The sequence below is a fragment of the Flavonifractor sp. An112 genome, from assembly GCF_904377885.1.
In the GTDB taxonomy this organism is placed as follows: Bacteria; Bacillota; Clostridia; order Oscillospirales; family Oscillospiraceae; genus Flavonifractor; species Flavonifractor avicola.
The window spans coordinates 1-22,584 of record NZ_CAJFGT010000025.1; the positions used below are offsets into that span (position 1 = coordinate 1).

The 22,584-nt window shown below is 60.8% G+C and carries 18 protein-coding genes; 11 read left to right on the plus strand and 7 right to left on the minus strand.

Annotated features, from left to right (window positions below; all coding sequences use genetic code 11):
- The 8 genes from IHN22_RS05385 to arcC all read left to right on the plus strand — a co-directional run.
- Nucleotides 1–596, plus strand: a 596-nt coding sequence (locus IHN22_RS05385) for an amidohydrolase family protein (protein WP_191433971.1), incomplete at its 5' end; no start/stop codon positions are given.
- 66 nt (nucleotides 597–662) lie between these two features.
- The gene (gene ygfK, locus IHN22_RS05390; RefSeq protein WP_191433973.1) at nucleotides 663–3,659 is read left to right on the plus strand and encodes a putative selenate reductase subunit YgfK; all 2,997 of its coding nucleotides are present in this window, start codon (nucleotides 663–665) and stop codon (nucleotides 3,657–3,659) included.
- Between the two features lie 158 nt (nucleotides 3,660–3,817).
- Nucleotides 3,818–4,369: a 4Fe-4S binding protein gene (locus tag IHN22_RS05395; protein ID WP_191433974.1), complete on the plus strand. Its 552-nt coding sequence runs from the start codon at nucleotides 3,818–3,820 to the stop codon at nucleotides 4,367–4,369.
- 16 nt (nucleotides 4,370–4,385) lie between these two features.
- Nucleotides 4,386–6,956 carry a selenium-dependent xanthine dehydrogenase gene (gene xdh, locus IHN22_RS05400; RefSeq protein ID WP_191433976.1) on the plus strand — a complete coding sequence of 857 codons (2,571 nt, stop codon included), beginning with the start codon at nucleotides 4,386–4,388 and terminating at the stop codon, nucleotides 6,954–6,956.
- Between the two features lie 298 nt (nucleotides 6,957–7,254).
- Nucleotides 7,255–8,490, plus strand: a complete 1,236-nt coding sequence (gene dpaL / locus IHN22_RS05405) for a diaminopropionate ammonia-lyase (RefSeq protein ID WP_087187814.1) — start codon at nucleotides 7,255–7,257, stop codon at nucleotides 8,488–8,490.
- Between the two features lie 65 nt (nucleotides 8,491–8,555).
- The gene (locus IHN22_RS05410; protein ID WP_191433978.1) at nucleotides 8,556–9,947 is read left to right on the plus strand and encodes a YgeY family selenium metabolism-linked hydrolase; all 1,392 of its coding nucleotides are present in this window, start codon (nucleotides 8,556–8,558) and stop codon (nucleotides 9,945–9,947) included.
- Nucleotides 9,948–10,052: 105 nt separating this feature from the next.
- Nucleotides 10,053–11,252 carry a knotted carbamoyltransferase YgeW gene (gene ygeW / locus IHN22_RS05415; RefSeq protein WP_087187816.1) on the plus strand — a complete coding sequence of 400 codons (1,200 nt, stop codon included), beginning with the start codon at nucleotides 10,053–10,055 and terminating at the stop codon, nucleotides 11,250–11,252.
- 341 nt (nucleotides 11,253–11,593) lie between these two features.
- Nucleotides 11,594–12,535 carry a carbamate kinase gene (gene arcC, locus IHN22_RS05420; RefSeq protein ID WP_191433980.1) on the plus strand — a complete coding sequence of 314 codons (942 nt, stop codon included), beginning with the start codon at nucleotides 11,594–11,596 and terminating at the stop codon, nucleotides 12,533–12,535.
- A 113-nt stretch (nucleotides 12,536–12,648) separates the two neighbouring features.
- On the opposite strand, the gene IHN22_RS05425 is transcribed toward arcC, so the two are convergent.
- The 7 genes from IHN22_RS05425 to IHN22_RS05455 form a co-directional block, all read right to left on the minus strand.
- Nucleotides 12,649–14,379, minus strand: coding sequence for a sensor histidine kinase (locus tag IHN22_RS05425; RefSeq protein ID WP_191433982.1), 1,731 nt, complete (start codon nucleotides 14,377–14,379; stop codon nucleotides 12,649–12,651).
- 89 nt (nucleotides 14,380–14,468) lie between these two features.
- Entirely contained in the window at nucleotides 14,469–15,137 is a 669-nt protein-coding gene (locus IHN22_RS05430) for a response regulator transcription factor (RefSeq protein WP_087269117.1), read from the minus strand.
- 29 nt (nucleotides 15,138–15,166) lie between these two features.
- Complete coding sequence (gene phoU / locus IHN22_RS05435) at nucleotides 15,167–15,817, minus strand: phosphate signaling complex protein PhoU (protein ID WP_087269114.1); 651 nt, start codon at nucleotides 15,815–15,817, stop codon at nucleotides 15,167–15,169.
- Between the two features lie 12 nt (nucleotides 15,818–15,829).
- A complete protein-coding gene (gene pstB / locus IHN22_RS05440; protein WP_087187821.1) occupies nucleotides 15,830–16,591 on the minus strand; it encodes a phosphate ABC transporter ATP-binding protein PstB in 762 nt (253 codons plus the stop codon).
- A 12-nt stretch (nucleotides 16,592–16,603) separates the two neighbouring features.
- Nucleotides 16,604–17,470 carry a phosphate ABC transporter permease PstA gene (pstA, locus tag IHN22_RS05445; protein ID WP_191434009.1) on the minus strand — a complete coding sequence of 289 codons (867 nt, stop codon included), beginning with the start codon at nucleotides 17,468–17,470 and terminating at the stop codon, nucleotides 16,604–16,606.
- A 9-nt stretch (nucleotides 17,471–17,479) separates the two neighbouring features.
- The gene (pstC, locus tag IHN22_RS05450; protein ID WP_191433984.1) at nucleotides 17,480–18,346 is read right to left on the minus strand and encodes a phosphate ABC transporter permease subunit PstC; all 867 of its coding nucleotides are present in this window, start codon (nucleotides 18,344–18,346) and stop codon (nucleotides 17,480–17,482) included.
- Between the two features lie 87 nt (nucleotides 18,347–18,433).
- Nucleotides 18,434–19,315, minus strand: a complete 882-nt coding sequence (locus tag IHN22_RS05455) for a phosphate ABC transporter substrate-binding protein (RefSeq protein ID WP_191433986.1) — start codon at nucleotides 19,313–19,315, stop codon at nucleotides 18,434–18,436.
- A gap of 336 nt (nucleotides 19,316–19,651) precedes the next feature.
- Here IHN22_RS05455 and IHN22_RS05460 point away from each other — a divergent pair, with 336 nt between their 5' ends.
- The 3 genes from IHN22_RS05460 to IHN22_RS05470 all read left to right on the plus strand — a co-directional run bounded on the left by IHN22_RS05460 (nucleotide 19,652) and on the right by IHN22_RS05470 (nucleotide 22,574).
- Nucleotides 19,652–20,224, plus strand: a complete 573-nt coding sequence (locus tag IHN22_RS05460; RefSeq protein ID WP_191433988.1) for an inorganic diphosphatase — start codon at nucleotides 19,652–19,654, stop codon at nucleotides 20,222–20,224.
- 139 nt (nucleotides 20,225–20,363) lie between these two features.
- A complete protein-coding gene (glf, locus tag IHN22_RS05465; protein WP_191433990.1) occupies nucleotides 20,364–21,533 on the plus strand; it encodes a UDP-galactopyranose mutase in 1,170 nt (389 codons plus the stop codon).
- 12 nt (nucleotides 21,534–21,545) lie between these two features.
- The gene (locus IHN22_RS05470) at nucleotides 21,546–22,574 is read left to right on the plus strand and encodes a glycosyltransferase family 2 protein (protein ID WP_191433992.1); all 1,029 of its coding nucleotides are present in this window, start codon (nucleotides 21,546–21,548) and stop codon (nucleotides 22,572–22,574) included.
- The last annotated feature ends 10 nt before the right edge of the window (nucleotides 22,575–22,584 follow it).

Here is a 22,584-nt window from a genome sequence, read left to right on the forward strand (position 1 = left end):
ACGGCATCCTGGGCGAAAAGACCATGCTGGGCCACTGCATCCACGTCTCTCCCGCCGAGATGGACATCATCAAGGAGACCAACACCATGGTCTGCCACAACCCCGAGTCCAACATGGGCAACGCCGTGGGCTGCTCCCCCGTGCTGCAGCTGTACAACCGGGGCATCCTCATCGGCCTGGGCACCGACGCCTACACCCACGATATGCTGGAGAGCCTGAAGGTTCTGCTGCCCATGCAGCGCCACAACGTCTGTCAGCCCAACGTGGGCTGGTGCGAGGCCACCGGGATGCTCTTCCAGAACAACGCCAAGATCTGCTCCCGCTACTTCAAGAAGCCTCTGGGCGTGCTGAAGCCCGGCGCCGCCGCCGACGTGATCGTGATGGACTACAAGCCCTTCACCCCCTTCTCCGACGCCAACATCGACGGGCATATGCTCTTCGGCATGATGGGCAAGAACTGCCGCACCACCATCATCAACGGCAAGGTGCTGTACAAGGACCGCGAGTTCGTGGGCATTGACGAGGACAAGATCAACGCCTGGTGCATGGAGCAGTCCAAGAAGCTGTGGGGCGAGCTGAACCACTGCACTTACTGAGAAATCCCCCAAAAACTGAAAACAAAATGTAATTCCGAGTTATAACGATAACTGGAGGTTTTGATTATGAGCGATATTATGCGTCCCATGCCTTTTGCCCACCTGATGAACTGGATCCTCAGCGAGTACAAGAGCCAGGGTTCCATCTTCGGCGTGTCCAAGCTGGTCAAGCACACCAACGGCAAGACCCTGCCCATCTTTGAGGAGAAGATCGAGTCTCCCTACGGCCCCGCCGCCGGCCCCCACACTCAGCTGGCCCAGAACATCATCGCCGCCTACGCCGCCGGCAGCCGCTTCTTTGAGGTCAAGACCGTTCAGGTCATGGACGGCGACGAGCTGAGCAAGTGCGTCAACAAGCCCTGCATCACCGCCGCCGACGAGTGCTACAACTGCGAGTGGTCCACCGAGCTGTATGTGCCCCAGGCTTTCGCCGAGTACGTCAAGGCCTGGTTCGCCTGCAAGCTGCTGGCCAAGGAGCTGGAGCTGGGCGATCCCAACGGCTTCGTGTTCAACATGAGCGTGGGCTACGACCTGGCCGGCATCAAGAGCGAGAAGGTGGACAAGTACATCAACGGCATGATGGACGCCTCCCAGACCGAGGTTTGGAAGGAGTGCATGGACTGGGCTCTGGCTAACCTGGATAAGTTCCAGAACGTGGATGAGGCCTATGTGAAGGCCATCTCCCCCAAGGTGTCCGACTCCATCACCGAGTCCACCCTCCACGGCTGCCCCCCCGATGAGATCGAGCGCATCGCCACCTACCTCATCACCGAGAAGAACCTGAACACCTATATTAAGTGCAACCCCACGCTGCTGGGCTATGAGTTCGCCCGCAAGACCCTGGACGGTCTGGGCTTTGACTACATCGCCTTTGACGACCACCACTTCCTGGAGGACCTGCAGTGGGAGGACGCCATCCCCATGTTCCACCGCCTGATGAAGCTCACCGGCGAGCGGGGCCTGGAGTTCGGCGTGAAGATCACCAACACCTTCCCCGTGGACGTGAAGGCCGGCGAGCTGCCCAGCGAGGAGATGTATATGTCCGGCCGCTCCCTGTACCCCCTCTCCCTGTCCCTGGCCGGGATGCTGTCCAAGGAGTTCAAGGGCAAGCTGCGTATCTCTTACTCCGGCGGCGCCGACATCCACTCCATCAAGAAGCTGTTTGAGGCCGGTATCTGGCCCATCACTATGGCTACCACCGTCCTGAAGCCCGGCGGCTATCAGCGCTTCAGCCAGATCGGCAAGGAGCTGATGGACATCAGCTACGAGCCCTGGACCGGCGTGGACGTGGCCAAGGCCGACGCTCTGGTGAAGGAGTTTGTCACCGACGTCCACTACCAGAAGCCCATGAAGCCCATCCCCAGCCGCAAGATGGATAAGAAGGTGCCTCTCATCGACTGCTTCGAGGCGCCCTGCCGCAACGGCTGCCCCATTGAGCAGGATATCCCTGCCTACCTGATGAAGGTCAACGAGGGCAAGTACGAGGAGGCCCTCCAGATCATCACCCATCGCAATGCTCTGCCCTTCATCACCGGCACCATCTGCTCTCACCGCTGCCAGGACAAGTGTATGCGCAACGCCTATGACGAGAGCGTGTACATCCGCACCCAGAAGCTGAAGGCTGCCGAGAGCGGCTTTGAGGCCCTGCTGCCCAAGCTGAAGCCCGCTGCTCCCGTGGCTGGCAAAAAGGTTGCCGTCATCGGCGGCGGCCCCGCCGGTATGTCCGCCGCCTACTTCCTGGGCCGCTCCGGTGTGGACGTGACCATCTTTGAGCGCAAGGACTCCCTGGGCGGCATCGTCCGTCACGTGATCCCTGCCTTCCGTATCAGCGACGAAGCCATCGACAACGACGTCAAGCTGATGAACGCCATGGGCGTGAAGGTGGAGCTGAATACCGAGGTCAAGAGCGTGCAGGACCTCTTCGACAAGGGCTACACCCAGGTCATCCTGGCCACCGGCGCCTGGCACAAGGGCAGCGCCGGCATGGAGTACGGCGAGGAAATGAACGTCATCGAGTTCCTGGAGAAGGCCAAGAAGGCCCCCGAGAGCCTGGATCTGGGCAAGAACGTGGTGGTCATCGGCGGCGGCAACACCGCTATGGACGCTGCCCGGGCCGCCAAGCGCATCCCCGGCGTGGAGAAGGTCTCCCTGGTCTACCGCCGTACCAAGCGCTATATGCCCGCCGATCAGGAGGAGCTGGAGCTGGCTCTGGAGGACGGCGTGGAGTTCTGCGAGCTGCTGGCTCCCGTGGGTGTGAAGGACGGCGTGCTCACCTGCCACCAGATGGAGCTGGGTGCTCCCGACGCCTCCGGCCGCCGGTCCCCCGTGGACACCGGCAAGGTGGTTGAGGTCCCCGCCTGCACCGTCATCACCGCCGTGGGCGAGAAGGTGGACACCGAGCTGTACACCGCCAACGGCCTGGAAGTGGATAACCGCGGCAAGGCTGTGGTCAACGCCGATACCCTGGAGTCCTCCGTGAAGAACGTCTACGTCATCGGCGACGGCCAGAAGGGCCCCGGCACCGTGGTGGAGGCCATTGCCGGCGCTACCAAGGCCGCCCGCGCCATTCAGGACTTCGACGTGAACGTCTATGTGGACAAGAACGTCAACCCCGACTACCAGAAGCCTCTGGCCAAGCGCGGCGACGTCTGCACCGATTGCAGCAGCTGCGACGAGATCCGCTGCCTGGGCTGCGCCACCGTGTGCGAGACCTGCACCGAGGTGTGCCCCAACCGTGCCAACGTGGCCATCGCCGTGCCTGGTATGCGGATGCGCCAGATCATCCACGTGGATGGTATGTGTAACGAGTGCGGCAACTGCGGTACCTTCTGCCCCTACGACAGCCGTCCTTACAAGGATAAGTTCACCCTGTTCTGGAGCGAGGAGGACTTCGTCAACAGCGAGAACGAGGGCTTCCTGAAGCTGGAGGGCACCAAGACCCGGGTCCGTTTGGGCGGCCAGGTCAAGGAGTACGATGTGGCCGACGCCGGCTGCGGTCTGTACGAGCCCCTGCGCAAGCTGATCTGCGCTGTGTACGACAGCTACAGCTATCTGCTGAAGTAAAAGTGTAAATCGGTTCCACTGCCACCCCCCACGGCAGCGCGCATCGCCTCAGTGTTGACTGAGGCTTTGCGTGCGCGTGGGGGATAGGTGGATTGGACGATGGAATACTGACCGGGCGGGAATCCCTGGAGCTCGCCCTGTGTAAGGAGGAACCCAACATGGCACCGACTCAAAACAATCGTATCGCCATGGTATACTGCGCCGGCGGCAGCCGGGCCAAGCGCCGGGGAGAGGCAGACCTGTCCTACCTGGACTGCACCATGGCCAAGCAGGCCTTTGCCGACGGAGTGCTGGAGTGCGCTCAGGGGTGCCTGGGCCTGGGCAGCTGCGTGGAGGCCTGCCGTCTGGACGCCATCCACATCGGTGTCCACGGCGCCGCCGTGGTGGACCGGGAGGCCTGTGTGGGCTGCGGCCTGTGCGTGGAGGCCTGTCCCCAGGGCCTGATCCGTCTGGTGGACGCGGACACCACCATCGTGCCCCGCTGCTCCAATCAGGATGCCGGCCCCGTGGCCCGGAATGCCTGCGACGTCAGCTGCATCACCTGCCGTATGTGCGAGCGCAACTGTCCGGCGGCCGCCATTACCATGGTGGACAACCACGCGGTCATCGATCCGGAGCGCTGCATCTCCTGCGGAATGTGCGCGGTAAAGTGCCCCCGGGGCGTCATTGTGGACGCTGACGGCGTCTTTACCGTGGCTGACTTTGCATAGGAAAGAGGGACCACAGATGAGCTATTCTTTTACCGTAAACGGCGTCCTCCGTACCACCGAGGAGGATAAGCCCCTGCTGCGCTATCTGCGCGACGATCTGCACCTCTATTCCGTCAAGGACGGGTGCAGCGAAGGCGCCTGCGGCACCTGTACCATCGTAGTGGACGGCAAGGCCGTCAAGTCCTGTGTCCTCACTACCAAGAAGGCGGTGGGTAAGACCATCCTCACCGTAGAGGGCCTGTCCCACGACGAGCAGGAGGCCTTTGTGTACGCCTTCGGCAAGGTGGGCGCCGTCCAGTGCGGCTTCTGTATCCCCGGCATGGTGATGGCGGGTAAGGCCCTCATCGACCAGAATCCCAACCCCTCTGAGGCCGACATCAAGAAGGCCATCCGGGGCAACATCTGCCGGTGTACCGGCTACAAAAAGATCATTGAGGGCATCGCCCTCACCGCCGCCATCCTTCGGGGGGAGGAGAAGATCGACCCCGAGCTGGAGAAGGGCGACATCTACGGCGTGGGCGACCGGGCCTTCCGCACCGACGTGCGGGGCAAGGTGCTGGGCAGCGGTGCCTACTGTGACGACATCGAGATGGAGGGCATGGTTCACGCCTCCGCAGTCCGCTCCCAGTATCCCAGAGCAAAGGTGCTGGACATTGACGCCTCCAAGGCCCTGGAGCTGCCCGGCGTGCTGGCTGTCCTCACCGCTGAGGACGTGCCCAACAACAAGGTGGGCCACATCCAGCAGGACTGGGATGTGTTCATCGCCAAGGGCGATATCACCCGCTGTGTGGGCGACGCCATCTGCCTGGTGATTGCCGAGGATGAGAAGACCCTGGCCCAGGCCAAGAAGCTGGTGAAGATCAGCTACGAGCAGCTGGAGCCGGTGCGCTCCATCCAGGAGGCCATGGCCGAGAATGCGCCCAAGCTCCACCCCAACGGCAACCTGTGCCAGCAGCGTCACGTGACCCGTGGCGACGCCAAGACCGCCCTGGCCAACTCCAAGTATGTGGTGACCCAGAGCTACAAGACTCCCTTCACCGAGCACGCCTTCCTGGAGCCCGAGTGCGCCGTGGCCTTCCCCTACAAGGACGGCGTGAAGGTGTACACCTCCGACCAGGGCGTGTACGACACCCGGAAGGAGATCTCCATCATGCTGGGCTGGGAGCCCGACCGCATCGTGGTGGAGAACAAGTTCGTGGGCGGCGGCTTCGGCGGCAAGGAGGACGTGTCCGTGCAGCACCTGGCGGTGCTGGCGGCCCTGAAGGTCCAGAAGCCGGTGAAGGTGAAGTTCACCCGGCAGGAGTCCATCAACTTCCACCCCAAGCGCCACTATATGGAGGGTACCTTCACCCTGGGCTGCGATGAGAACGGCATCTTTACCGGCCTGGACTGCGAGATCTACTTCGACACCGGCGCCTATGCCTCCCTGTGCGGCCCCGTGCTGGAGCGTGCCTGCACCCACTCCGTGGGCCCCTACTGCTACCAGAATACCGACATCCGTGGCTTCGGCTACTATACCAACAATCCTCCCGCCGGTGCCTTCCGTGGCTTCGGCGTGTGCCAGAGCGAGTTTGCCCTGGAGTCCAACATCAACCTGCTGGCCGAGAAGGTAGGCATCTCCCCCTGGGAGATCCGCTACCGCAACGCCATTGAGCCCGGCAAGGTGCTGCCCAACGGCCAGATCGCCGACTGCTCCACCGCTCTGAAGGAGACCCTGCTGGCGGTCAAGGACGTGTACGAGGCCAACATGGATCACGCGGGCATCGCCTGTGCCATGAAGAACGCCGGCGTGGGCGTGGGCCTGCCCGACAAGGGCCGCTGCAAGCTGGTGGTGCGTGACGGCATGGTGGAGCTGTATGCCGCCGCCTCCGACATCGGCCAGGGCTGCGCCACCGTCTTCCTCCAGGTTCTCTCCCAGACCACCGGGCTGCCCCGGCTGCTGCTGCGGAACATGGGTGCCAACTCTGAAGTGGCTCCCGACTCCGGCACTACCTCCGGCTCCCGTCAGACCCTGATTACCGGCGAGGCCGTGCGTATGGCCGCCGTGGATCTGAAGAAGGATATGGACGAGGTGAACGGCGACCTGTCCAAGCTGGAAGGGAAGGAGTACTTCGCCGAGTTCTTCGATCCCACCGACAAGCTGGGCTCCGACAAGCCCAATCCCAAGAGCCATGTGGCCTACGGCTTTGCCACCCATGTGGTCATCCTGGACGACGAAGGCCAGGTCAAGGAAGTCTACGCAGCCCACGACTCCGGCAAGGTGGTCAACCCCACCTCCATCCAGGGTCAGATCGAGGGCGGCGTGCTCATGGGTCTGGGATACGCCCTCACCGAGGACTTCCCCCTGAAGGACTGTGTGCCCCAGGTCAAGTACGGTACTCTGGGCCTGATGCGGTCCAACCAGATCCCCGATATCCACGCCATCTATGTGGAGAAGGACGAGCTGCTGCCCTTCGCCTACGGCGCCAAGGGCATCGGTGAGATCGCCACCATCCCCACTGCACCGGCTGTCCAGGGCGCCTATTACGCCAAGGATCACATCCTGCGTACCAGCCTGCCCATGGAAAAGACCTACTACAAAAAGTAAGCAACGCTCATACCCAGTTACCCAGTCACGGAGGCCGCCCAAAGACCTTCCAGGGGGCCTCAGATCAGCGGTGGAAAAACCACCGCTCTGAGGCCTCCTTTTTTGCTCTGACCGGGAAGAGGGGAGGGGGGAAAACCCACTGAAACCAGAGGGTTTGAGACGTCACCAAAAAAATTTTTAGTATCTCAATATTTTTTTCTGATTTCCTCTTGACAACTGGAAAACAAGTGGTATGATGGTCTCAGAAAACAAAAGAAAGTTTGCGAGTGCGCAAAGAAAATTTGGAGGCGAGTGTTCGATGAAAGACCAGCTCAAATGGGTCCTCAATAAAATGCCGAAGAGCGACGACAAGCAGCTGGACGTCATGTCCCTGTCCAACGTGGCCAAGGCCCGCTTCTTCCACAGCTCCTTCCCCCAGTACTCCATCACCCCCCTGGCTCAGCTGGAGGGCATGGCCAAGTACCTGGGCCTGGGCGGCGTGTATGTGAAGGATGAGTCCTACCGCTTCGGCCTCAACGCCTTTAAGGTGCTGGGCGGTTCCTTCGCCATGGCTAAGTACATTGCCAAGGAGATGGGCCGGGACGTTTCCGAGATGACCTACGACTACCTGACCAGCGAGGCCTTCCGCAAGGAGTTCGGCCAGGCCACCTTCTTCACCGCCACCGACGGCAACCACGGCCGCGGCGTGGCCTGGGCTGCTAACAAGCTGGGCCAGAAGGCTGTGGTACATATGCCCAAGGGCAGTGCCAAGTCCCGCTTTGACAACATCGCCAAGGAGGGCGCCAAGGTCACCATCGAGGAAGTCAACTACGACGACTGCGTGCGTATGGCCGCCGCCGAGGCTGAGCAGACCGAGCACGGCGTCATCGTGCAGGACACCGCTTGGGACGGCTACGAGGAGATCCCCTCCTGGATCATGCAGGGCTACGGCACCATGGCCAACGAGGCTGCCGATCAGCTCCGTCAGTGCGGCGTGAACCGCCCCACTCACGTGTTCGTGCAGGCCGGCGTGGGCTCTCTGGCCGGCGCTGTGGTGGGCTACTTCACCAACCTGTTCCCCAACGATCCTCCCAAGTTCGTGGTGATGGAAGCCCGCGCTGCTGACTGCCTCTATCAGGGTGCTCTGGCCAACGACGGCAAGCCCCGCATCGTCACCGGCGACCTCCAGACCATCATGGCCGGTCTGGCCTGCGGCGAGCCCAACACCATCTCCTGGGATATCCTCCGCAACCATGTTTCCGCCTTCATTTCCTGCCCCGACTGGGTGAGCGCCAAGGGTATGCGTATGCTGGGCGTGCCTGTCAAGGGCGATCCCACCGTGATCTCCGGCGAGTCCGGTGCCGTGGGTATGGGCGTGCTGGACGCCATCATGTGCGACGACACCTACAAGGAGCTGCGTGACGCTCTGGAGCTCAACCGCTTCAGCCAGGTGCTCATGTTCTCCACCGAGGGCAACACCGATCCCCTGAAGTTCCGTCGGGTGATCTGGGACGGCGAGTATCCCACCATCGATACCCCCCAGAAGCCTTACTAAGTTTGTGCTGACCGGGAAATGTCCCGATGAAACCGTGAAATAAATTGAAAATGGAGGTCATTACCATGGATTTTGAGAAGATCAAAGCTGCTGCCGAAGCTTACAAGGCTGATATGACCCGTTTCCTGCGGGCCATGATCTCCCACCCCAGCGAGAGCTGCGAGGAGAAGGAAGTTGTCGCCTGCATCAAGGCCGAGATGGAGAAGCTGGGCTACGATGAGGTCGAGGTGGACGGCCTGGGCAACATCATTGGCTGGATGGGCAAGGGCGACAAGATCATCGCCTTCGACTCCCACATCGACACCGTGGGCATCGGCAACATCAACAACTGGACCCACGATCCCTACGAGGGCTACGAGGATGACGAGGTCATCTATGGCCGCGGCGGTTCCGACCAGGAGGGCGGCATGGCTTCCGCTACCTACGGCGCCAAGATCATGAAGGATCTGGGCCTGATCCCCGACGGCTACAAGATCATGGTTGTGGGCTCCGTGCAGGAAGAGGACTGCGACGGTATGTGCTGGCAGTACATCGTCAACAAGTTCTTCCCCGCCAAGGGCATCAAGAAGGAGCAGGTTGAGTTCGTGGTTTCCACCGAGCCCACCGACGGCGGCATCTACCGTGGTCACCGCGGCCGTATGGAGATCCGCGTGGACGTGAAGGGTGTTTCCTGCCACGGCTCCGCTCCCGAGCGCGGCGACAACGCTATCTACAAGATGGCTGACATTCTCCAGGATGTGCGCGCCCTCAACGAGAACGACGACGCCGACTCCACCGAGATCAAGGGCCTCGTGAAGATGCTCAACCCCAAGTACAACCCCGATCACTACGAGGACGCCCGCTTCCTGGGCCGCGGCACCTGCACCACCTCCCAGATCTTCTACACCTCTCCCAGCCGCTGCGCTGTGGCTGACTCCTGCTCCATCTCCATCGACCGCCGTATGACCGCCGGCGAGACCTGGGATTCCTGCCTGGAGGAGATCCGCAACCTGCCCAACGTGAAGAAGTACGGCGACGACGTGAAGGTCTCCATGTATATGTACGACCGTCCCTCCTGGACCGGCGAGGTGTACGAGACCGAGGCTTACTTCCCCACCTGGATCAACAAGGAGAACGCCGCTCACGTTCAGGCTCTGGCCGACGCCCACCACGCCCTGTTCGGCGAGGAGCGCATCGGGCCCGACGGCGCCATGCACCTGCGTCACCGTCCTCTGATCGACAAGTGGACCTTCTCCACCAACGGCGTTGCCATCCAGGGCCGCTACGGCATCCCCTGCGTGGGCTTCGGCCCCGGTGCTGAGTCTCAGGCTCACGCCCCCAACGAGATCACCTGGAAGCAGGACCTGGTTTCCTGCGCCGCCCTGTACGCTGCCGTGCCCGGCCTGTACAAGGAGGAGAACAAGACCGCTGACGTGACCCAGTTCCGCGCCGGCAAGACCAACAACGACATTAAGTAAGAAGCGCTGACATAGGCCATATGGGGCGGCGCAAGCCGCCCCTGCGGATATGAGACCCGTATCCATCCACCAACCGACTAAATATTGAAAAGGAGATCGATTGCAATGGACAAGACTCTGCAGATGTATATCGACAAGCTGAATGCCCTGAACTTCAAGGAGATGTACGAGGGCGATTTCTTCCTGACCTGGGACAAGACCGACGACGAGATCGAGGCCGTCTTCACCGTGGCCGACGCTCTGCGCTATATGCGTGAGAACAACATCTCCACCAAGATCTTTGAGTCCGGCCTGGGCATCTCCCTGTTCCGCGACAACTCCACCCGTACCCGTTTCTCCTTCGCTTCCGCTTGTAACCTGCTGGGCCTGGAGGTTCAGGACCTGGACGAGGGCAAGAGCCAGATCGCTCACGGCGAGACCGTCCGCGAGACCGCTAACATGATCTCCTTCATGGCCGACGTCATTGGCATCCGCGACGATATGTACATCGGCAAGGGCCACACCTATCAGAAGGAAGTGGTTGAGGCCGTGACCCAGGGCCACAAGGACGGCGTTCTGGAGCAGAAGCCCACCCTGGTCAACCTGCAGTGCGACATCGACCACCCCACCCAGGCTATGGCCGATATGCTGCACATCATCCATCACTTCGGCGGCGTTGAGAACCTGAAGGGCAAGAAGATCGCCATGACCTGGGCTTACAGCCCCTCTTACGGCAAGCCCCTCTCCGTGCCCCAGGGCATCATCGGCCTGATGAGCCGCTTCGGCATGGACGTCGTCCTGGCTCACCCCGAGGGATACGAGGTTATGCCCGAGGTCGAGGAGGTCGCCAAGAAGAACGCCGAGAAGTCCGGCGGCACCTTCACCAAGACCAACAGCATGGCTGAGGCCTTCAAGGATGCCGACATCGTGTATCCCAAGAGCTGGGCTCCCTTCGCCGCCATGGAGAAGCGCACCAACCTGTACGCCGAGGGCGACACCGACGGCATCAAGGCTCTGGAGAAGGAGCTGCTGGCTCAGAACGCCAACCACAAGGATTGGTGCTGCACCGAGGAGCTGATGAAGACCACCAAGGACGGCAAGGCTCTGTATATGCACTGCCTGCCCGCCGACATCAACGACGTGTCCTGCAAGGACGGCGAGGTCGAGGCTTCCGTGTTCGATCGCTATCGTGATCCTCTGTACAAGGAGGCTTCCTACAAGCCCTACATCATCGCCGCTATGATCTTCCTGGCTAAGGTTAAGGATCCCCAGGCCACTCTGAAGGCCCTGGAGGAGCGCGGCATCGCCCGTTGGTTCCAGAAGTAAGATTCTGATCCATATCTGACTTCCATTTTTCCTTCCCCTTCCTTTTAAAGGCCCGTCCGCATAGGTCAACCTGCCTGTATCTGTGCGGACGGGCCCCGCTATTTTACGAATATTGAGGTGTTTAACATGGGCAAGCGTATCGTGATCGCCCTGGGCGGCAATTTCCCCAGAGCAGCGAGCTGCCCTGGGGACCCCTCAAGATTTAAACTTGCTCCGCGGAAATGAATTCCGCCTGCGCCAAGGTTTTGCTTGGGGCAAAACGCTTGTGCGCGCCAGAGGCGCGGTGAGCATTGCCGCCGCCTGGACCCTAGCATAAATTTTTGATTATGAGGTGTTTTAACATGGGCAAGCGTATCGTGATCGCCCTGGGCGGCAATGCTCTGGGCAACAATCTTCCTGAGCAGATGATCGCCGTGAAGCAGACCGCCAGGGCCATCGTGGACCTGATCCAGGAGGGCCATGAGGTTATCATTGCCCACGGCAACGGTCCCCAGGTTGGCATGATCCAGAAGGCCATGACCGAGCTGACCCGTTCCGACCCCGAGAAGTATATCCCCTGCCCCCTGTCCGTGTGCGTGGCCATGAGCCAGGGCTACATCGGCTACGATCTGCAGAACGCTCTGCGTGAGGAGCTGCTGGACCGCGGCATCAACAAGGGCGTGGCTACCGTGCTGACCCAGGTTGAGGTGGACCCCGAGGACAAGGCTTTCCAGAATCCCACCAAGCCCATCGGCGCCTTCATGACCAAGGAAGAGGCCGACAAGATGGTGGCCGAGCGCGGCTACAATGTCATCGAGGACGCCGGCCGTGGCTATCGCCGTGTGGTGGCTTCTCCCAAGCCCCAGTCCATCATTGAGATCCAGTCCATCCGTGACATGGTGGCTGCCGGCCTGGTGGTGGTGGCCTGCGGCGGCGGCGGTATCCCCGTCTACAAGACCGAGGGTCACCACCTGAAGGGTGCTGCTGCCGTTATCGACAAGGACTTCGCCTCCTGCGTGCTGGCTCAGCAGGTGGAGGCCGACACCCTTATCATCCTCACCGCCGTGGAGAAGGTGGCCATCAACTTTGGCAAGCCCAACGAGCAGTGGCTGGACTCCCTCACTCCCGACGAGGCCCGCAAGTACATCGCTGAGGGTCACTTCGCTCCCGGCTCCATGCTGCCCAAGGTGCAGGCCGCTGTGGAGTTCGCTGAGAGCGCTCCCGGCCGCTCCGCCCTCATCACCCTGCTGGAGAAGGCCAAGGACGGCGTGGCCGGCAAGACTGGTACCGCTATCCATCAGTAATCCAAGCAAACTCCAAACGAACAAAGCAAAACGTGCCCGCTCCGGAAGGCTCCGGGGCGGGCACGTTTATGGCATAAAAAATCCCCTGCCGGAGAACCGGCAGGGGATTTGTCTTAGTTGTTGGGAATGGGAAGGATCACAGTGAAGGTGGAACCTTTGCCTACCTGGCTCTCCAGGCTGACGGTGCCGCCGTAAAGCTGGGTGATGTGCTTGACGATGGCCAGCCCCAGACCGGTGCCGCCGTTCTTGCGGGCCCGGCCCTTTTCCACCCGATAGAACCGCTCAAATACCCGGCTCTGGTCCTCCTCGGGGATGCCGATGCCGTGGTCTTCCACTGAGATCACAGCCTTGCCGTCCTGTACATGGACACGGGTGGTCACCGTGCCGCCGTTTTCGCTGTACTTGATGCCGTTGCCCATCAGATTGAAGAGCAGCTCCTTCAGACGGCTCATGGGGACACCTACGGTGACGCTCTCGCCCTCCACGGCCAGGGTCACACCGGCGGCCTTGGCGGAGGGCTCCAGCAGGGAGGCGGTGTCATGGGCCGCGTCCAGCACCGCGGAGCGCTCCTCGGTCTGGTCAATGGCCACCGACTCCAGCTCGGACAGCTTGAGAATGTCGTTGATGAGATCAATGAGCCGGTCCACTTCCACACCGATCATGGTGATAAACCGCTTCTGATCGGCGGGAGAGGTTACCATGCCGCTGGACAGCATATCGGTAAAGCCCTTGATGCTGGTCAGAGGAGTTTTCAACTCATGGGACACGTTGGCGGTGAATTCACTGCGGATACCCTCCGCCTTCTTCAGCTCAGTGACGTCGGACACCAGGATGGAGGTACCCACCGGCTGGCCCTCATACTGGCGGCCGGAGACGGGGGAGACGAAGAGCCGCAGGGAGCGGGCATCCTCGGTGAGAGCATCCACATCCAGCATAATGGAGGAATGTTTTTCCTGGCAGTCATGGATGGCCTCCCGGAGCCGGCGGCTGCGGGTGAGCAGCAGAGCGCCGTCCTCCTGCTCTCCCTCGGGGAAGCCGAACAGGGTACGGGCAGCCCGGTTGATGGCCAGCACCTTGCCTTCCTCATCCAGCAGGATCAGGCCCTCGTCCATACAGTCCAAGATCAGGCTGACCTTGTCCCGCTCGGCGGTAATGGACTGAATGTAGCCGCCCAGCTGATCCATCAGCTTGTCAATGTAGCGCAGGATGGGACGCAGCTCGTCGTCAGCCTGGAGACCCTCCAGTCCGGGCGTCTTTTTGCCGTCCAATACGCCCTGGAGGGCGCCGCCCACCGAGTTGAGTGGGGCTACGATACGGTTGGCGGTGCGGCGGGACAGCAGGAAGGCCAGCAGCAGAGCGGCGATGGAGGCGATCAGGAAGCCCCAGACGCCGCTCATCACCAAAGAGTTGATAGAGGACAGGGGCATGGCGGCCCGGCCGATCATGCCGTCGGCAAAGCGCTTGGCCACATAGAACATGGAGGTGCCAAGGGTATCCGAGCGGCGCACCGCCTCGCCCCAGCCGGAGCGCTCGGCATCAATCACCTCGGGACGGCTGTTATGATCCTCCAGTTTGGAGGCGTCCGCGCCGGTGTCGGCCAGCACGGTGCCGTCGGTGTCGATAATGGTGAGCCGCTTGTCGGGGGCGGCGGCGTGGAATTGCTCCATCAGGGCCTCCGGCTCGGTGATGGCGCTCTGGGCGTCCATCAGCTCCAGCAGCTCCTGCAGGGTGGAGCGGGCGGCGTCCATCTCCCGGCTGCGGAACATGAGTATCCCCACAACATTGGAGATCAGCAGGGCGAACACCACGGTGAGCAGTGTTGCGCCGATGATTCGTTTCTTCATAATAGGCTCCTCTCGCAGATAATGGGAAAACGGGCGGAAGGAGGCCGCCCGTGGTGTGACGGCAGCCGCCCCGGCAGGGCGGCGGGCCGTCAGGACATTTTATAGCCTACGCCCCGGACCGTGGTGACCACGTCGTCGCCCAGCTTCTGGCGCAGGGCCTTGACGTGCATATCCACAGTGCGGGTCTCGCCGGTATAGTCGTAATCCCAAACCGTCTGGAGGATCTCGTCCCGGGTGAGGGCCACGCCCCGGCGGGCGCACAGCAGCTTGAGCAGCTCAAACTCCTTGAAGGTAAGGTCCACCAGCTTACCGCCCTTGCGGACCTCCCGGGCAGCGGGATCGATCTCCAGATCCCCGCAGGTCAGCACCTGGTCGCCCCGGCGCTCGGTGCGGCGAAGCACCGCCTTCACCCGGGCCTGGAGCTCCATGATGCCGAAGGGCTTGACCACATAGTCGTCCGCCCCGTTTTCCAGGCCGGATACCCGGTCCATCTCAGCGCTGCGGGCGGTGAGCATGATGACCGGCACCTCGGCGGTGTCCCGGCCCTCCCGCAGGCGGCGGAGGATCTCCAGACCATCCATGCCGGGGAGCATGATGTCCAGAATAAACAGCACGGGAAGGCTATGGGCCGTCTCGCCCTCGAACATGGCCTCGCCGGATTCATAGGGGCGAACGGTATAACCTACGGATTGAAAATAGTACCGGAGCATCTCGCGGATGCTCTCGTCGTCCTCCACCACCACGATGGCTCTGGACATGGGATCACCTTCCATTTCGTATTGGGGGCTCAGGCCTGGAGCTGGATCTCTCCGGTGACACAGAAAATAGCCCACTGGGCGATGTTCACCGCGTGGTCCGCGATGCGCTCCAGATACTTGGCGATGATAATCAGGTCGATGGCCTGGTCAGCCGTCTCCCGGTTCTCCACGATGAGCTCCACCAGCTCGCTCTTGATGGTACGGAAGAGCTGGTCGATCTCGTCGTCCAGGCTGACCACGGCATTGGCCGCATCGGTATCCCGGTTGACGTAGGCGAAAATGGCCCGCTTCACCATGACACCGGCCTTCTGGCTCATGGTGCGGATGTCTGCCAGAGTCTGGGTCTGCTGCTGCTCCTTCAGCAGCAGGGAAATCTCAGCGATGTTGGAGCACTGGTCGCCGATGCGCTGCAGGTCGGTGACCATCTTCAGGGCGGCGGAGATGGTGCGCAGGTCCCGGGCCACGGGCTGCTGCTGGAGGAGGAGACGCAGGCAGCGGTTTTCGATGTCCCGCTCCATCTCGTCCATGTGCTTGGTCATTTCCACCGCGGATTTGGCGGCGGCATCGTCGCTGGAGGCCAGAGACTCCACCACCACGTCGATAGCGTCCTCAGCGGCGGCGGCCATGTCGATCATTTCATAATTGAGCTCCTGGAGCTCGGCGTCAAAGGTTTTTCTCATGAGAGCCTCCTGTTAACCGAAGCGGCCGGTGATGTAGTCCTCGGTGCGCTTATCCTTGGGCACGGAGAAGAGCTGGGTGGTATCCCCGAACTCGATAAGCTGGCCCAGCAGGAAGAAGGCGCATTTGTCGGACACACGGGTGGCCTGCTGCATATTGTGGGTGACGATGACAATGGTGTAATCTTTCTTCAGATCGGCGATCAGGTCCTCGATCTTGGAGGTGGAGATGGGGTCCAGAGCGGAGGTGGCCTCGTCCATCAGCAGGATGTCGGGTTCCACCGCCAGAGCACGGGCGATGCAGATACGCTGTTGCTGGCCGCCGGACAGGCCCAGGGCCGACTTTTTCAGGCGGTCCTTCACCTCGTCCCAGATGGCGGCGCCCTGGAGGGACTTTTCCACGATGTCGTCCAGACGGCTCTTGTTCTTGATGCCGTGGGTACGGGGACCGTAGGCGATGTTGTCGTAGATGGACATGGGGAAGGGATTGGGCTTCTGGAATACCATGCCGATCTGCTTGCGCAGCCAGGTCACGTCCACCTTGGAGTCGTAGATCTCCTGGCCCCGGTATTGAATGGAGCCGGTGATCTTGATGCCGGGCACCAGGTCGTTCATCCGGTCCAGGGTTTTCAGGAAGGTGGACTTGCCGCAGCCGGAGGGGCCGATGAGGGCGGTGACCTGCTTTTCGGGAATGTCCACGCTGACATCCTTCAGGGCCTGGGTCTGGCCGTACCAGAGGTCCAGCCCCTTCACAGACAGAATCGTATTTTCATCCATGGTTGGAACTCCTTATTTTTTCTTTAATTTCTTGCCCACCAGCTTGGCGGTCAGGTTGATGACCAGGGTGAGCAGCATCAGGATGGCGGCAATGGCAAAGGCCACGTCAAACTCGGCCCGCTCCTTGGCATACACATACAGAGCCACGGTGAGGGAAGCACCGGAGGAGTGGATAAACTGGTCGAAGGAGCCGAAGAAGTCGTTGAGCGCCATACCCATACCGGCGGTAAAGAGCAGGGCGGCGGACTCGCCCACAATGCGGCCCACGGACAGGATGCAGCCGGTGACGATGCCGTCCACCGAGGAGGGGAGCACCACCGTGCGGATCATCCGCCACTTGCCGGCGCCCAGGCCCAGGGCGGCCTCCCGGTAGGACTGGGGAACGGTCTTAAGGGCCTCCTGGGTGGTGCGGACGATGGTGGGCAGGGTCATGATGACCAGGGTGAGGGAACCGGCCAGCAGAGAGGCCTTCAGACCCATGAACTGACAGAAGAACAGCATACCCACCAGACCGAAGATGATGGAGGGAATGCCGGTGAGGGTCTCGGTGGCAAACTCAATGATGCCCACCAGCCGGCGGTTGCGGGCGTACTCGGTGAGGTAGATGGCCGCCCCCACGCCCAGAGGCAGGATAAAGATCAGGGTGACAACTACGATATAGACCGTATTAAGAATGTTGGGCAGGATACCGATGGTGTCCTTGATATAGCTGGTTTCGGAGGTCAGGAATTCCCAGGAGATGTGGGGCAGACCATTGATGAAGATATAGCCGATGACGAACACCAGCAGCGCGCAGGTCAGGATCGCGCAAAAGTAGAGCAGGAAACGGAGGGTACGGTCATAGGCCTTCCGCTTTCCGGAAAGAGGTTTCATTTCGATCACAGTATATCACCCCTTCTTCCGTTTGAGAAGCGTATTGAGGATCACATTGATAAGCATGATAAAGAGGAAGAGCACCAGCGCGATGGAAAACAGAGCCTGACGCTGGAGGCCGGAGGCGTAGGACATTTCGCTGGCCACAGCGGTGGTCAGGAAGCGGACGGAGGAGAAGAGGGAGGGCATATTGGCCACGTTGCCCGCCACCATGATGACGGCCATGGCCTCGCCGATGGCACGGCCGATGCCCAGCACAATGGAAGCGGCGATGCCGCTGGAGGCAGCGGGGACGGAGACCCGGAATACCGTCTCAATGTGGGTGGCGCCCAGGGCCAGGGAGGCCTCCTCATACTCCTTGGGGACCGCCTTCAGGGCGGTCTCGGACACGGAGATGATGGAGGGCAGGATCATGACGGCCAGCACGATGATGGCACAGAACAGGCTGGCGCCGTCAGGCAGGTTGAACAGCTCCCGGACGGCGGGGACCAGCACCATCATGCCGATGAGGCCGTAGACCACCGAGGGGATGCCTGCCAGCAGGTCCACGGCGGTGCGCACGGCGGAGGCGACTCTGGGCGGGGCAATCTTGGCCAGGAATACCGCCGTCATAAAGCCCACCGGAACGCCCAGCACAATGGCGCCGGCGGTGCCGTAGATGGAGGTCAGAATAAAAGGAAGGATACCGAAGGAAGGCTCTGCTGCGGTGGAGGCCCACTTGGTCCCGAACAGAAATTCCACCAGCCCGATCTCCTTAATGGCGGGCAGGCCGGAGATGATCAGGTAGATGCTGATGAACAGGACGAAGACGACCGCAATGAAACCGCAGAGGAAGAACAGCACATTCATGGTCACTTCCAACGGTCGGAGCTTTTGTTTCATGGTTGATGACCGGCCTTTCGTAAAAGAGTTGTAGTCATAGAGATTGCCCCCTCGTGACCGAGGGGGCAATCAAAACGGCGGATGGATTTACTCGGCCACAGGCACCGCGCCAGCGCCGGCGATCAGATCGGCGGCATCAGCGGAGGTAGCCCACTCGATAAAGGCCTGAGCCGCGTCGGAGAGCTCGGTGCTGTCGCTGACGATGAAGTTGAAGTTACGCTGAATGGCGTAGGTGCCGTCCAGAACGGTCTCCTCGGTGGGAGCCACACCGCCCACGGTGATGGCCTTCACGGTGTCATCCACAGCGGACAGGGAGGCGTAACCGATGGCGTTGGGGTTGGAAGCCACGTTGGCGATCACTTCGCCGGTGGAGGTCAACTCGTTCTGATACTTGCAGGCGTCCTCAGTGCCGGTGATGGACTCGAAGCCGTCACGGGTGCCGGAACCGGCCTCACGGCCGATGAAGACCACCTCGGCGTCGTTGCCGCCCACCTCAGACCAGTTGGTGATCTCGCCGGTGGCCAGCTGGGCGATCTGCTCCACAGTCAGGTCAGCCACAGGGTTCTCGGGGTTTACGATGATGGCAATGCCGTCCTTGGCCACGGTGATCTGCTTCACGCCGGTCTCGGTGTCCTTCAGGTCGCGGCTGGCCAGGCCGATATCGGCGGTGCCGTCCTGAGCGGAGGTGATGCCGGCGCCGGAACCGGAGCCGGTGTACTGGACCTGGACGCTAGGCTGGATTTCCTTAAAAGCCTCGATCAGGGAACCCATCACGCTCTCCATGGAGGTGGAGCCGTTGGTTACCACGGTACCGGACAGCTCGGTGGTGCTGGGAGTCTCGCTCTCGGTGGTGGAGGGGGTGTTGCCGGAGGGAGTGGTGGCGGTGCCTGTATTGCCGCCGCCGCAGCCGGCCAGCATACCCACGCACAGAGCAGCGGAAAGCATCAGCGCAAGTGTTCTCTTTTTCATGGTGTTCAATCTCCAATCATGCAATGTATTCTTGGTTTCTCGGAACAAGCTACAGTATATCGGCCCATTGTAAAGTTGTCCTTCAACGAATTGTAAAGAATGGGTAAAGTCGCTCTCCCACGGCAGTTTCCGGACTTTACAATATAGGATGTCCCACTTTACAAAAGGGATACCGGTCAATTTTGCGGAGAAACTGCAAAAAGACAAAAGGTGGAAAAATGCATCAGGGAAGTATTGTATTCTATGGGGAGGAAAGATATAATAATGATTACTGAATCGCCCCATAGAGGGCCTGTCCCGATCCAGACAGACGATATCACAAAAGGAGAAACAACAATGTCTAATATTTGGCATGACATCAGCCCCAGCCGTATCCAGCCCGAGGACTTTGTGGCGGTCATTGAGATCCCCAAGGGCAGCAAGAAGAAGTATGAGCTGGACAAGGAGACCGGTCTCATCATTCTGGACCGGGTACTCCACACCTCCACCCACTATCCCGCCAACTACGGTTTCATCCCCCGCACCTACGGCGATGACGGCGACCCTCTGGACGTGCTGGTTCTCTGCTCCGAGGCTATGGACCCCCTGACCCTGGTGCGCTGTTACCCGGTGGGCTACATCTCCATGCTGGACGGCGGAAAGAATGACGAAAAGATCATCGCCATCCCCTTCTCCGACCCCACCTGCAACACCTATCAGAATCTGATGGACCTGCCCGCTCACATCTTTGATGAGATGGCCCACTTCTTTACGGTGTACAAGGCCCTGGAGGGCAAGGAGGCCGTGGCCGGAGACGTCAATGACCGGGCGGCCGCCATCCAGGTCATCCAGCACGCCATGGACCACTACGCCGAGTGCTTCCTGGGCGGCGCCGAGCCCCGGTCCCATCACCGCACTTCTGATCGATAACGGCGTTAAGGAAAACTTAATTGAAATTTTTCACCTATTTTTTCAGTTCTGTGTTAAAATGAACCTGCCATGTTCCCGGACAGGGAAATATGGCCGCATCCAATCGCTGCGATCATTCCAATGAGAGAGGACGGATCCCATGGATCATCCATTTGACTGCCTGGTTATCGGTGCTGGTATGGCGGGGGCCATCTGCGCCCGAGAGCTGGCCGAACGGGGTGGGAAAAAGGTGCTGGTGCTGGAGCGCCGGGAGCACGTGGGCGGCAATGCCTACGACTGCTTTGACCAGGCCGGTGTGCTTATCCACCGGTATGGTCCCCACATCTTTCACACCAACGACCAGCGGGTTTTTGAGTACCTGTCCCGCTTTACCCCCTGGCTGAGCTATCAGCATCAGGTGGTGGCCAATATCCCGGCGGAGAACGGGCGGATGGAACTGCCGGTGCCCTTCAATCTGGTCTCCCTGCGGGCGGCCTTCGGCCCGGAGAAGGCCCACAGCCTGGCCAAACGGCTCATCGCCGCCTACGGCATGGAGAAGAAGGTCACCATTCTGGAACTGCGGCAGAATCCCGATCCTGAGATCGCCGCCCTGGCCGACTATGTGTACGAGCACGTCTTTGTCTACTACACCATGAAGCAGTGGGGACAGCGCCCGGAGGAGATTGATCCCAACACCACCGCCCGGGTGCCGGTGTTCCTGTCCGAGGACTGCCGTTACTTCCAGGATCTCTACCAGGGGATGCCCAAGGAGGGCTATACCCCCATGTTTGAGCGGATGCTGGATCACCCCGATATCACCGTGGAGCTGAACACCGACGCCGCCGCCCGCCTGACCCTGGCGGACGGGCAGGTGCTGCTGGACGGCGTGCCTTTTGACGGCACGGTGATCTACACCGGCGCGGCAGATGAGCTGTTCGGCTGCTGCTACGGCCGGCTGCCCTACCGCACCCTGACCTTCCAGTTTGAGACCCACCCCGTGGACTTCTGGCAGAGCCACGGCACGGTGAACTACACCATGGACCAGGATTATACCCGCATCACCGAGTTCAAGTATCTCACCGGTCAGGAGCTGCCCGGTGTGACCACCATCATGAAGGAGTACTCCAGCGCCTATACCGGCGGGGCGGGGGAGATCCCCTACTACGCCATCATCAACGAGGCCAACAACGCCCTCTACGCCAAGTACAAGGCGGAGGCCGACCAGTTCCCCCGGTTCCATCTGCTGGGCCGGTTGGCGGAGTACAAGTACTACAACATGGATGCCATTGCCGCCCGGGCTCTGGCGCTGTGTGACGATCTGTTGAAGTGAGGAAAGCTACATATGTCAAAGCTCATTACGTTCGCAGTGCCCTGCTACAACTCCGCAGCCTATATGGAGCACTGTGTGGAGACCCTGCTCACCGGCGGTGAGGATATCGAGATCATCCTGGTGGACGACGGCTCCACCAAGGATGACACCCCCGCCATCTGTGACCGCTACGCCGCGCAGTATCCCAACATCGTGAAGGCCATCCATCAGGAGAACGGCGGTCACGGCGAGGGGGTCAACCAGGGCATCCGCAACGCCACCGGTTTTTATTTTAAGGTGGTGGACTCCGATGACTGGCTGGATGAGGCGGCCCTGCAAAAGGCCCTGGAAAAGCTGCGGAAGTTCGCCAAGATGGAGAAGCCGGTGGATATGTTCGTGGCCAACTATGTGTACGAACACGTGGAGGACAACACCCAGAAGGTGGTGCGCTACACCAATGTGTTCCCCCAGAACAAGATCTTCTCCTGGAGCAAGGTGGGACGGTTCCGTCCCTCCCAGTTCCTGCTGATGCACAGCGTGATCTACCGCACCCAGCTGCTGCGGGACTGCGGACTGGTGCTGCCCAAGCACACCTTCTATGTGGACAACATCTTTGTCTACCAGCCCCTGCCCTTCGTCAAGCGGATCTATTATATGGATATCGACCTGTACCGCTACTTCATCGGCCGGGCCGATCAGAGCGTCAACGAGTCGGTGATGGTGGGCCGGGTGGACCAGCAGCTGCGGGTCAACAAGATCATGATTGACAGCCACGACCTCCGCAAACTCCACGCCCAGCAGCCCCGGCTGGCCCGGTATATGAGCAGCTACCTGTCCATGATGATGACCATCTCCTCCATCTTCCTCATTCTGGACGGCTCTCCCGAGGCCCTGGGCAAAAAGACCGAACTGTGGGAGTATCTGCGCAGCAAGGACGTGGGGCTTTATCACAAGTACAAGTACCGCTCCCTGTCCTTTGTGGGCAACATCCCCGGATATCAGGGCCGGAAGCTGTCGGTGAAGCTGTACCGGCTGGCCCGCAAGATCTACAAGTTCAACTGAGCATAAAAGG

Bases quoted from the DNA above. Each gene is read 5' to 3' on its own strand.
- ygfK (WP_191433973.1), top strand. From the start codon at position 663: ATGAGCGATATTATGCGTCCCATGCCTTTTGCCCACCTGATGAACTGG.
- IHN22_RS05395 (WP_191433974.1), top strand. From the start codon at position 3,818: ATGGCACCGACTCAAAACAATCGTATCGCCATGGTATACTGCGCCGGC.
- xdh (WP_191433976.1), top strand. From the start codon at position 4,386: ATGAGCTATTCTTTTACCGTAAACGGCGTCCTCCGTACCACCGAGGAG.
- dpaL (WP_087187814.1), top strand. From the start codon at position 7,255: ATGAAAGACCAGCTCAAATGGGTCCTCAATAAAATGCCGAAGAGCGAC.
- IHN22_RS05410 (WP_191433978.1), top strand. From the start codon at position 8,556: ATGGATTTTGAGAAGATCAAAGCTGCTGCCGAAGCTTACAAGGCTGAT.
- ygeW (WP_087187816.1), top strand. From the start codon at position 10,053: ATGGACAAGACTCTGCAGATGTATATCGACAAGCTGAATGCCCTGAAC.
- arcC (WP_191433980.1), top strand. From the start codon at position 11,594: ATGGGCAAGCGTATCGTGATCGCCCTGGGCGGCAATGCTCTGGGCAAC.
- IHN22_RS05425 (WP_191433982.1), bottom strand. From the start codon at position 14,379: ATGAAGAAACGAATCATCGGCGCAACACTGCTCACCGTGGTGTTCGCC.
- IHN22_RS05430 (WP_087269117.1), bottom strand. From the start codon at position 15,137: ATGTCCAGAGCCATCGTGGTGGTGGAGGACGACGAGAGCATCCGCGAG.
- phoU (WP_087269114.1), bottom strand. From the start codon at position 15,817: ATGAGAAAAACCTTTGACGCCGAGCTCCAGGAGCTCAATTATGAAATG.
- pstB (WP_087187821.1), bottom strand. From the start codon at position 16,591: ATGGATGAAAATACGATTCTGTCTGTGAAGGGGCTGGACCTCTGGTAC.
- pstC (WP_191433984.1), bottom strand. From the start codon at position 18,346: ATGAAACAAAAGCTCCGACCGTTGGAAGTGACCATGAATGTGCTGTTC.
- IHN22_RS05455 (WP_191433986.1), bottom strand. From the start codon at position 19,315: ATGAAAAAGAGAACACTTGCGCTGATGCTTTCCGCTGCTCTGTGCGTG.
- IHN22_RS05460 (WP_191433988.1), top strand. From the start codon at position 19,652: ATGTCTAATATTTGGCATGACATCAGCCCCAGCCGTATCCAGCCCGAG.
- glf (WP_191433990.1), top strand. From the start codon at position 20,364: ATGGATCATCCATTTGACTGCCTGGTTATCGGTGCTGGTATGGCGGGG.
- IHN22_RS05470 (WP_191433992.1), top strand. From the start codon at position 21,546: ATGTCAAAGCTCATTACGTTCGCAGTGCCCTGCTACAACTCCGCAGCC.